Source organism: Mucilaginibacter aquaedulcis, assembly GCF_030409325.1.
Classification (GTDB): domain Bacteria; phylum Bacteroidota; class Bacteroidia; order Sphingobacteriales; family Sphingobacteriaceae; genus Mucilaginibacter; species Mucilaginibacter aquaedulcis.
The window spans coordinates 38,752-50,194 of sequence record NZ_JAUFPR010000004.1; the positions used below are offsets into that span (position 1 = coordinate 38,752).

An 11,443-nucleotide genomic window follows, 5' to 3' on the forward strand; every position below is an offset into this window, starting at 1 on the left:
TGTGGGTAGCCATTTTGTGTCTTTTACGTTTTTTACCGCTCGGCATAATAATAATTTTTAAGTGTGATTAATTTTTTAACTCTTTGATATATTCATCAATGCGTTGCCCAAATACAGGATCGGGCATCATATCTTTACATTTTTGGTAAGCGTCAATAGCTTCCTTTTTCATGCCCAGTTGTTTGTAACTTTCTGCCAGGTAAAAAGTTGGCTCCAGTTCCTGCTTTTGGGCAATTAATGTTTTAAACCTGCCTACCGCTTTTTCGTACTGGCCCGATTTCATGGCAAACATCCCAAGATTAAGGTTTGCATTCCAGTTATTCGGCTCCTTTTTAACTACTTCAAGCAGCAAGGCTATACCTTGCATAGGGCTGGCGCCGCCATTTACGTAAGCAACGCCCAATCCTGTTTTTCCCTCAAGGCTTTCTGGTTTTAATTTAAGGGCACTTTGAAACGCTTCTACCGAGTTGGTTACAAATACGGGTTGCGTCAAAGTGTCCTGTGTAAGTTTGTAAGCATCGTTAAACCTGTTACCTGCGTTTAACCAATCTTCCAGCTTATTTTCTTTGCGGGCCAAAGCCTGGTAGTAAAATGCTGCCGGTGCAGGCTGGTTAACATCATCCCACTGCGTGGCTAATTGCTTTTGAAGCTTTAGCTCATCAGCGCCTGATGCGTTTTTTAACTGACCTTCCAGATCATTTATCTTAGCGGTTAAAGCCGTCCCAATTGCGGTTTTAGCTGCTGCAGATACCATATCAACCGTTACAGTAGCATTAGCCTTGCGGCTGGCAGTCATAACATTGGCTTTATCGGCTTTTGCATCTTTAGGTTTAATTAAACCTTTAACAGGTAATAAATACAAATAGCCTATTATAGCAACAACTACTACACCAACAACTATTTGCTTGTTTTTCATGCTTATAAATTATTTGCTGTTTTTGTTACCGGTTTTAACTTTCTCAACAAAAGTTTTAGCTGGTTTAAAGCTTGGTACAAAATGTTCAGGAATAATGATGGCAGTATTTTTTGAAATATTGCGGGCTGTTTTTTTCGCTCTTTTCTTTACAACAAAACTTCCAAATCCTCTAACGTACACGTTCTCGCCACCAACCATTGAGCTTTTTACTACTTTGAAAAATGCCTCAACCGTTTCCTGCACGTCTACTTTCTCGATACCTGTCTTAGATGAGATTTCAGTTATAATTTCTGCCTTAGTCATATCTGATTTACTTTTATTTAATTATATAAATACTTAACTGTTTTGGGGTTGCAAAAGTATCGCTTTATATTTTAAGAGCGAAATATTTGTCTGTTTTTTTTTATTACCAATGTAAAACGTACATTATCGTTACAAAGTATAGGGTAAATTACTAATAATTAAAGGCAAACACACCGAAGCCATACCCTGTACCAAATACACCATGAGGTGTCAAAAAATGCCTGAACGCCCTGTTCAAAATTGCCGGTAAAGGCCTTCATCCCCCCTTATTAAAAACGTTCCAGAACTTATACTTGATCCGTGAATTTTATGTTGCACACCGGCATATAAAAAAACGTTTAAACTTTTAACTATAACCCTCCGTACTTTTACACTGATGAACTTTACCGACGAACTGGTACAATGGTACCTTGAAAACAAGCGCGATTTGCCCTGGCGAAATACCACAAATGCTTATATCATATGGCTTTCGGAGATAATTTTGCAACAAACCCGCGTTGAACAGGGTCTTCCCTATTTTAACCGTTTTTTAGAACGTTACCCTGATGTAAGCAGCTTTGCCGCTGCCGATGAGGATGAAGTACTTAAGTTATGGCAGGGCTTGGGCTATTACTCCCGCGGGAGAAATATGCTTAAAACAGCCCGCCTGGTACAGGAGCAATATAACGGTGTTTTCCCGAGCAGCTATGATGAGCTCATCAAACTTAAAGGTATTGGCGGATATACGGCAGCGGCCATCGCATCATTCTCAGCCAATGAGGCCAAAGCCGTTGTTGATGGCAATGTTTATCGGGTGCTTGCCCGCTACCTGGGTATTTATGAGCCGATCAACTCCACCACGGGTAAAAAAATTTTTCAATCGCTCGCTAACGATTTTCTTAATAAGAAAAACCCCGCTTTGCATAATCAGGCCATGATGGAGTTTGGCGCTATGCTTTGCAAGCCTAAAAATCCGGGCTGCGGAATTTGCCCAGTTCATTTAAATTGTTACGCTTTTACGCATAACGCAACTACTGCCTTACCCGTTAAATTAAAAACGGTAAAAGTGCGTGAGCGCTTTTTAAATTATTTTTTAGTAACCGATGGCGATACCGTTTTAATGAATAAAAGGGGCGATAAAGACATCTGGGCTAATATGTACGACCTCCCGCTGGTTGAAACCGACACTTTAATGCCTATTCATGAACTAAAGAATTTGCCGCAGGTTAAAGAGATTTTTGGGCCCGATATTGAATTATCCGAAAGTTTGATCCCTGTTCACAAGCATATACTTACCCACCAGCGTCTGTTTTTACGGCTCATAAAAACACCTTCAAAGCCTCTTAAATTGCAACCAAACTGGTTTTATTCATCTGTTGAAAACCTGCATAGTTTCGCATTGCCTAAAGCCATTTTTATATTAGTAGAAAATATTTTTAATTTATAAAATAATTATCCGTTATTTTATGGCATGTCTGGAATTAATAAAGTAATACTTGTAGGTCATTTGGGTAAAGATCCGGAGACGCGCAGTTTAGAGGGTGGGGTATCGGTAACCAGTTTCCCTCTGGCTACTTCTGAAACCTATAATAAGGATGGCCGCAAGGTTGAGCAAACCGAATGGCACAACATTGTAATGTGGCGCGGACTGGCCGATATGGCTGCCAAATATTTACAGAAAGGCCGCCTGGTTTATATAGAGGGCAAGCTGCGCACCCGCTCATTTGAAGACAAGGAAGGCATTAAAAAATACACTACCGAGGTGGTAGCAGAAAACTTTACCCTGCTTGGCCGCAAAAGTGATTTTGATGGCGATTCCCGGACACTTCCTAAATCTGCCGATACTTATTTTAATGGAACAACTGATAATGATTCTGCCTATTGATAAAAACCTTACTTAATCCCATATCATATAACAAAAATGCCCGTAAGTGATTACGGGCATTTTACTTTCGTCTGTTTATCTGCCACCCGGCGGGCAATATTGGTTTAAGTAACGGGTAAATAAGGTTTTTAAATGCAGGTTGGTGCCCTCTCCTTCCGAAATACTGTGTGTACGATTAGGGTATGACATTAACTCAAACTGGCGGTTATATTTCACCAGCTCGTTGATCAGCTCCTCAGCGTTTTTATAATGCACATTGTCATCGCCTGTACCATGTATGTACAACAGGTTGCCGCGCAGATTTTTGGCATAAGTAACCGGCGAGCCTTTGATAAAAGCAGCACGGCCTTCGGCATCAACAGGCACACCCATGTAACGCTCCTGGTATATGTTATCATACGTTAATTGATCGCCAACAGCGGCCACAGCTATACCTGTTTTGTAAATATCAGGATATTGAAACATCAGGTTAAGCGTTGATGAACCACCGCCGCTCCAACCATGAACGGCTATGCGTGTTGAATCAACAAATGGCCATTTCAGTATCTCTTTTGCAGCCATTGCCTGATCGCGGATATTCACAATGCCGATATTCTTGTAAACAGCCTTGCGCCATGCCGTGCCTTTAGGGGCCGGGGCACCGCGTCCTTCAACCGACATGTAGATGTATCCATCATCGGCCATGCTGCCTGCGTACAACCTGTTATTGCCGGCACCCCAGGTATCGGTAACGGTTTGCGAGGCCGGTTCGCCATAAACTATAAATACAACAGGGTATTTTTTATGCGGATCAAAATTGGTTGGCTTTTTCATCCAGCCATCCATTTCAATATCATCAACCGTTTTTACCTTAAAAAACTCGGTTTTATTTTTCGCATCCTTATTTAAGGTCACTACATTGCCGCCGATGTGCTTATGCTCGGGCAGGGTAACAACCTCGCTCACCGGAGGAGTGTAACTGTTCGAAAAATTATGCAGGGCTACCTTACCGTTTGGTGAAATATCATAGCTATGCGTTCCGGGTTCATCCGCAGGCGAAACACGTTCCGGCTTTGTACCTCCGCTAATTTTAATGCGGTATAAATACTTTTGGGTAGCATTATCCGGCGAGGCTATGAAATAAATATAGCCCGATGCCTCATCAATTAAATTAATGCTGATCACATCGTAATTGCCCGGGGTTATCAGGCTTTCTTTACCCTCGCGGCTAACGCGGTAAATATGTTTCCAGCCATCTTTTTCGCTCACCCATAAAAAATCCTTGCCTTTATTAATCCACTCCCATCCGCTTGGGTCGCCGGCGTTCCAGCGTTCTTTTCCATCAATCCAGGCATTGCTTTTTTCTTCGCGTATCATGCGGGTGGTTCCGTTAGATACATTACCGATAAATACACGGCTTTCGGTTTGGGCACGATTAAGCTGCTCCAGGATAATTTCGTTGGAGTTCAGTGTCCATTCCATTCTTGGTATATAGTGTTGTACAGCATCACCCGGGGTGTTTATCCAATTGATTTTCCCAGTGCTGATATCTACCACACCCACTTTACATGAACTTGGGTCCTGTCCGGCAACCGGGTACTCAACCGGCACCACATATGGGTATATAGAATCGGTAGTGTTCAACATCAGGTAGCTTTTTATTTTGGTGGCATCAATTTGCCAGTAAGCTATCGATTTGCTATCGGGCGACCAGCGGAAGCCATCGCGGCAGCCAAATTCTTCTTCATAAGCCCAGTCAAAGGTACCGTTGATCAGCTTAGTACTGCCATCGGTGGTTAATTGTTTAACCGAACCATCGGCCAGTGTTTCCACATAAATATTATGTCCGCTCACATAGGCAGCCTTTAAACCATCGGGCGAAAATTTAGCAAACATCAGCGATGATGCTGGCAGGCTTTTACCCAGTTGCCAAAGCTTTTTGGTGCCGGTGTCGTATACCCAATAATCGCCCCGGGTATCATAACGCCATACCTTTTTGGTATTGTTGTTGATGAGCACCTTTTGACCATCGGCCGATAAAGTAAACCTTTTAACACCTATATATTGCTGCCCCTGCGGGGTAAGCATTTCCTTACTTATCCATAGTGTTTTTTTGCTGGTATCACGAGTGTCCAGTATCCGGATGCCATCGTCAGTAATTTTGTAATACTGGTAACCGTCCTTAGTCCAGTGTTGGGGTGCCCTTTGTGCATTTGCTGTATAGCCAGCCAAAATGAGCAATACAGTTGTTAGGAATAATGATCCCGAACGAAAAAAATTCATATCCGATGTTGTTTTAATTAGATTGCGGCTTCATTTAATAATTAAGCAAAGCCGCCGTAAATTTTGCATTAAATTAGCACATTCAAGCGTCTAAAAATTTTGTGTAATGAAAAAAATACTCTTTTTACTACTTATTTCCATTTCATTTATCACGATAACTCAAGCCCAACATCTCGACCGGAGCAAGTTTATAAAAGATAGTCTTGACCTTTATGTAAGCCGCGCCCTTACCAACTGGCGCGTTCCCGGCGTTGCGGTTTGTATAGTAAAAGACAATAAAATAGTACTGATAAAGGGTTATGGCATAAAGGAACTCGGCCTCATAAACCCCGTGGATGTAAACACCCTGTTCATGATCGGTAGTAATACCAAGGCCTTTACCGCTACCGCGCTGGCCATGTTGCAGGCCAACAATAAACTTTCGCTTGATGATAAGGTAACCAAATACATCCCCGAGTTTAAGCTGGAAAACAAATTGGCGGGTCAGGAGGCCATAGTGCGCGATCTGCTTTGCCACCGCCTGGGTTTTCAAACCTTTCAGGGCGATTTTACTTTTTATAATACTAACCTTACCCGTCAACAGATTATAGCCAAATTAGGCGAACTTAAAGCACCTTATGCCTTCCGCACCAAGTGGGGATACACCAACGCCGCGTTTTTAACAGCCGGCGAGATCATTCCGCGGGTAACCGGGGGCAAATCATGGGAGGCCTATATTAAGGAAGCCATTTTTGCTCCGCTGGGAATGACCAACTCACTGGCCCTGTCTAAAGATCTGCCTAAATCACTTAACCGTACCGCACCGCATACCCTGGTAGATGGTAGGTTAACCGCCATACCTTATTGCCAGATAGACGGCCTTGCCCCTGCTGGAGCCATCAGCTCATCGGCAAGTGATATGAGTAAATGGGTACTGGCATTATTAAACAACGGCAAGGTAGGCAACCGCCAGGTTATACCGCAAGCTGCCATACAAGCTACCCGCGAACCGCAGGATATTGTAGGCAGCCAGTTTCATTTAAATGGCGAAAATAATTTTGAACTATACGGGCTTGGCTGGTTTATTCAGGATTATGCCAACCACCGGCTTGTTATGCATGATGGAGGCGTAAACGGCTATCTGTCATCAGTAACTCTTTCACCTCAGGATAACCTGGGCATTGTGATATTAACCAATACCGATCAAAACCTGTTTTTTGAGGCCTTGCGCTGGGAAATTCTTGATGCATACTTTGGTCGCGGCTATCGCAATTACAGTGATGAGTACTTAAAGGAATTTAAAACACGCGCAAGCACCCAGCAAGCCGAAGATAAAAAACTGCGCGATTCCGTACTATTAAACCTTCGTCCTGCATTACCTGCTAATGCCTACACCGGTAAATACACCAACGGCATTTATGGCACAATGACCGTTACCCAGGGCGAAAACAATGACCTGGAAATGCGTTTTGAGCACCACCCAACCATGTTTGCCAAGCTACAGCCTTTGGGCGGCAACCGGTTTTATGTAACTTTTTCTGATGCTACGCTGGGCAAAGCAGTATTTCCGTTCACGGTTCAAAACGGACAGGTAAGCAGCGTAAAGGTTAAAGTAGCCGATTTTATAGAGCGTAACCCTTATGAGTTTAAAAAGGAGTAGTTTCTTTTAGTTTTGAGTTTTCAGTAATGGGTTTTGAGTTTGAAAATAACTCTTTTTCTAATAAAATTTTAAACTCACTACTGAAAGCTCACTACTCAAAACTATTAAAACTTCAGATTAGCTTTAAGCCATTCCTGAACTTCTTGCTGCAGGGTAATTTCGGGCGGGAGTTTATCATGTATAAGTTTTTCCATTTTATTGCCCGTATTGGCAAAACGGTAATCCCAAAGTATCATGAGTTTATTAATAAGGTAAACCATCTCATTGCCCTCCTCCCTGGTAAACGGGGTCGAATCGGGTTTGCCGTTTACACGCGGATCATTCTGGCCATATATGCTCCATTTATAATCGGTGTAATGCAAATTTCGTCTTGAAAAAAGGATCATATGTTGAGGAATTTCTTTAAAGATACGCATAATTAATCCGTATTGATGGAAACCGGGGTCATTAGCACCCCCAAAAGCTGGTAGGCTAATAATATTTCCTTGAATAATCGTAATTTCAGCGCTACTAATCAGGTTACATGAAAAAACTATTCTTAATTACTATTACCGCCTTATTTGCATCTGCTGCTATTGCTCAGCAGGATCAACAAAAGGCAATTTATTACTCCGTATCGTTCCCTAATGCCGAGCATCATGAAGCAGAGATCGTGATGACTGTACCCAACGCTCCAAATGTATTAAGGTTTCGCATGAGCCGTTCATCTGCCGGGCGATATGCCACACATGAGTTTGGCAAAAATATCTACAATGTTAAAGTAACCGATATTCAAGGCACCCCACTACCCTTTAACCAAGTTGAAGGTGATGTTTATGAAGTGGGCCCTCACCCTGCTAATGTTAAAATAAGTTATACCCTGTTTGCTAACTGGACAGATGGAACCTATGCCAGCATTGAGCCCAGCCATGCCCACCTGAACATGCCTGCTGCTTTTATGTGGGTATTGGGCGAGGATAAACGGCCTGTTAAATTTGAATTTAACGATCTTGATAAATATGGATGGAAGGTTGCCTCCCAGCTAAAACACGAAGGTGCCAACGTTTACAGCGCGCCGAATATGCAGTACATGATGGATAGCCCTACCGAGCTTTCTAACTATAAAGTAACCAGCTGGAATGTTGCAAACAATGGCAAAAACGAGAAGATCAATTTAAGCATACACTCAGATGATGACCAAAGTGTGGTTGACAACTTTGGCAAAATGGTTCAGAAAATGACGCTGGAAGAAAAGGGCGTTTTTGGCGAGTTGCCAGCTTATGACTATGGTGAATATACCTTTTTGGCCGATATATACCCTACTACATCAGGCGATGGTATGGAGCACCGCAACTCTACCTGTATTGTTATCCCGGTTGAAAAAATCGCCGGTAATGAAACCAATCTGTTAGGAGTATTTTCGCATGAGTACTTCCACAGCTGGAACGTGAAACGGATCCGCCCAAAATCATTGGAGCCCTTTAACTTTGAAAAGGCCAACATGAGCAGCGAACTTTGGTTTGCCGAAGGCTTTACCCAATATTATGGCGAATTACTGCTTACCCGTTCGGGCTTTAACTCGCTTGATGATTATTCACGCACACTTGCCGGCCTGGTAAACCAGATTTTGAATACGCCCGGCGCTGCAAATTACCCGGCAACACAAATGAGCCGTTATTCGGTATTTGCTGATGCAGGCGTATCTATCGATCCTAACAATAACGTAAACGATTTTACCAGTTATTATACTTACGGCGGTGCTATAGCTTTGGCTCTTGATCTGCGCCTGCGCAGCGAGTTTAACACCACACTTGATGATTATATGCGCCAGGNAACTGATCTGGCTAAACTTACCAACAACCCTAAGTTTGCTGCCGATTTCTTTAAGCGCTTTATTTACGGTACGGATAAAAACAATTACGAGGAGTTGCTGAGCAAAGCAGGTTTAGTATTGCGCAAGGCACAACCAGGTAAGGCATGGGCAGGCTCACTGGCATCAACCCCAGGCAGAGGCCGGGCAGGGCAGCAACGCGCTGCCGGAGCCGAGGGTTTGCCTATCCTTTCAAGCACCGTTATTGGCACACCTGTTTACAAAGCTGGGCTTGATGCGGGTGATATTATTTTAAAAGCTGATGGCCAAACCATTACCGATCCAAAGTCTTTTAGTGATGTACTTGCCGGTAAAAAGCCTGGCGATAAAATCAGTGTAAATTATAAAAACCGCACGGGCGCGCATGAAACCACAGTAACACTGGAAGAAAGCCCAATGCTGGAAGTAGTTCCCTTTGAAAAAGCAGGTAAACAATTAACAAAAGATCAGGAAACATTCCGCAATAACTGGTTACAATCAAAAATCAAATAACAGGTAATGAAAAAAACTTTAGCAACCGTTGCCTTCATGGCAATTTCGGCATACAGCTTTGCGCAGGATGTAAATAAGCTCATCAGCCAGGACGATGTAACCCGCATCATTAAAACCCTGAGTGCCGATGATATGCAGGGCCGGGCCACATTTACACCAGGCATTGAAAAAGCCGCCCAGTTTATTGAAAGCGAGTATACCAAGGCTGGCTTAAAACCATTGGCAGGTAATACAGGCTATCGTCAGAATTTCACAATGATACGTACAACGCCTGTTAAAGTATCAGCTACAGTAAATGGCCGTACTATACCAACAGATAGCGTCTTTGCAGCAGCCGGAGCATCATTCAACTGGTCAAACAACAGTGATGTGCAGGTAGTACAAATAGGTCCCGAAAAAAACTTTATACAGGAATACCTTGCCAGTGCGAAAAGCGGTAAAAAAACACTATTCCTGGTCGATCCTCGTTTTCAGGCAGCCTTTGCCCGCGTGCGTAAACACGTTTTGGCCGGTAGCGCGAGTTTTAAAACCGATAACAACCAGGCTTCTGTATTTGTAATTGGAAAGTTTGACAGCGTAAAATCATTTGAGGTTAGCTACGAAGGCAAATCGGAAGAGCTGCCTTTATTTAATATTGCCGGCATTATCCCCGGTAAAACCAAACCCGATGAATTTGTGGTGTTCTCCGGTCACTATGACCATTTAGGCATCATTAAACCCATGGAGGGCGATAGCATTGCCAACGGTGCCGATGATGATGCTTCGGGTACTACAGCGGTAATTTCACTGGCTAAGTACTACAAAAAGCTGAACAATAATGATCGTACACTTATCTTCGTGGCCTTTACTGCTGAAGAGATCGGCGAGTACGGGTCACAATATTTTGCTACCCAGGTTAACCCGGATAAAGTTGTAGCCATGTTTAACATCGAGATGATTGGCAAGGCATCCAAATTCGGTCAAAACTCTGCTTTTATAACCGGGTTCGACCGTTCAAACTTTGGCACTATATTGCAGCAAAACCTTAAAGGAACCGCGTTTGAGTTTCACCCGGATCCTTATCCGGAGCAGGATTTGTTTTACCGCAGTGATAACGCGTCTTTAGCAGAAAAAGGTGTACCGGCACATACCATATCAACAGATCAGATAGATATCGATAAATTGTACCATACCGTAAAAGACGAATTTAGCTCGCTCGACGTTAATAACATTACGTCGACCATCAGGGCCATAGCTTTAAGCTCACGCACCATTGTTTCGGGCAAGGATACTCCTACAAGGGTACCTAAGCTCGAAAAATAAAATACACGTTACAAACAACGTAGAAGAGGCGCATGATATGCGTCTCTTTTGCATTATATCCCCATGAAAAACATACCCAAAATAGCAGTAGTAGGTCCCGAATCAACCGGAAAATCAACCATGTCTGATTATCTGGCAGCTCATTACCATACCATAGCAGTACCCGAATTTGCCCGCGGTTACTGCGAAAAGCTTACCGAACCATGCACATGGCAGGATGAAATCAATATGTTTCACGGGCAGCTGGCATTAGAGGCCGAACTACTGCCCCGGGCCAATAAACTCCTCATTTGCGATACTACCTTTATCACCGTAAAAATATGGAGCGATCAAATGTTTGGCAAAGCCCCGCAAGAGGTGCTGGACGAGTTACCCAAACACCCTTATGACCTGTACCTCCTGCTCAATATCGACCTGCCCTGGCAGGATGATCCCCTGCGTAATTTCCCCGATTTGCGCGAACATTTCATGAATGTTTGGCTCCAGGAACTTGATAATCTGCAGGCACGCTATGTAGTTATATCAGGCACCGGACAAGACAGATATGACAGCGCCGTAAAAGCTATAGATGATTTTTTAGCTGCTTTGTAACACCCCTTACAATTCTGATAGTCAACATTTCCATATAAATTCAGGGATATTTAATTATGTATGAACAAAAAAATCTAAGTTCAAACAAATTATTTTTCACATTGATGCAACGTTGCAGAAAATGATGCGTCATTTAGTCTGAAGCCTGATCAGAATTTGGAAGCCACATACATCGATAAACATTACAACCTAGTGGTTGAATGCAAGCAGGGGAGCAAAAAAGCC

Annotated in this window: 10 protein-coding genes; 6 read left to right on the forward strand and 4 right to left on the reverse strand. The window is 43.1% G+C overall.

Annotated elements, in window-relative coordinates:
* Window positions 1–67: 67 nt before the first annotated feature.
* Both QWZ01_RS18470 and QWZ01_RS18475 read right to left on the reverse strand, forming a co-directional pair.
* On the reverse strand, window positions 68–916 hold the full coding sequence (locus QWZ01_RS18470; protein WP_290325863.1) for a tetratricopeptide repeat protein: 849 nt from the start codon (window positions 914–916) through the stop codon (window positions 68–70).
* 9 nt (window positions 917–925) lie between these two features.
* Complete coding sequence (locus QWZ01_RS18475; RefSeq protein ID WP_090470293.1) at window positions 926–1,219, reverse strand: HU family DNA-binding protein; 294 nt, start codon at window positions 1,217–1,219, stop codon at window positions 926–928.
* 376 nt (window positions 1,220–1,595) lie between these two features.
* Between QWZ01_RS18475 and mutY the strand changes: the two genes are divergently transcribed.
* Both mutY and QWZ01_RS18485 read left to right on the forward strand, forming a co-directional pair.
* Entirely contained in the window at window positions 1,596–2,645 is a 1,050-nt protein-coding gene (gene mutY / locus QWZ01_RS18480; RefSeq protein WP_290325871.1) for an A/G-specific adenine glycosylase, read from the forward strand.
* Between the two features lie 24 nt (window positions 2,646–2,669).
* Window positions 2,670–3,083: a single-stranded DNA-binding protein gene (locus QWZ01_RS18485; RefSeq protein ID WP_290325873.1), complete on the forward strand. Its 414-nt coding sequence runs from the start codon at window positions 2,670–2,672 to the stop codon at window positions 3,081–3,083.
* 75 nt (window positions 3,084–3,158) lie between these two features.
* Here QWZ01_RS18485 and QWZ01_RS18490 read toward each other — a convergent pair whose 3' ends face one another.
* The gene (locus QWZ01_RS18490) at window positions 3,159–5,345 is read right to left on the reverse strand and encodes a S9 family peptidase (RefSeq protein WP_290325876.1); all 2,187 of its coding nucleotides are present in this window, start codon (window positions 5,343–5,345) and stop codon (window positions 3,159–3,161) included.
* A 106-nt stretch (window positions 5,346–5,451) separates the two neighbouring features.
* Between QWZ01_RS18490 and QWZ01_RS18495 the strand changes: the two genes are divergently transcribed.
* The gene (locus QWZ01_RS18495) at window positions 5,452–6,984 is read left to right on the forward strand and encodes a serine hydrolase (protein WP_290325878.1); all 1,533 of its coding nucleotides are present in this window, start codon (window positions 5,452–5,454) and stop codon (window positions 6,982–6,984) included.
* A 104-nt stretch (window positions 6,985–7,088) separates the two neighbouring features.
* Here QWZ01_RS18495 and QWZ01_RS18500 read toward each other — a convergent pair whose 3' ends face one another.
* Complete coding sequence (locus QWZ01_RS18500) at window positions 7,089–7,400, reverse strand: hypothetical protein (protein ID WP_290325880.1); 312 nt, start codon at window positions 7,398–7,400, stop codon at window positions 7,089–7,091.
* Between the two features lie 107 nt (window positions 7,401–7,507).
* Between QWZ01_RS18500 and QWZ01_RS18505 the strand changes: the two genes are divergently transcribed.
* From QWZ01_RS18505 to QWZ01_RS18515, 3 genes are all read left to right on the forward strand, one after another.
* Window positions 7,508–9,325: a M61 family metallopeptidase gene (locus tag QWZ01_RS18505; protein WP_290325883.1), complete on the forward strand. Its 1,818-nt coding sequence runs from the start codon at window positions 7,508–7,510 to the stop codon at window positions 9,323–9,325.
* Between the two features lie 6 nt (window positions 9,326–9,331).
* A complete protein-coding gene (locus tag QWZ01_RS18510; protein ID WP_290325885.1) occupies window positions 9,332–10,627 on the forward strand; it encodes a M20/M25/M40 family metallo-hydrolase in 1,296 nt (431 codons plus the stop codon).
* A 63-nt stretch (window positions 10,628–10,690) separates the two neighbouring features.
* On the forward strand, window positions 10,691–11,218 hold the full coding sequence (locus QWZ01_RS18515) for an AAA family ATPase (RefSeq protein ID WP_290325887.1): 528 nt from the start codon (window positions 10,691–10,693) through the stop codon (window positions 11,216–11,218).
* The last annotated feature ends 225 nt before the right edge of the window (window positions 11,219–11,443 follow it).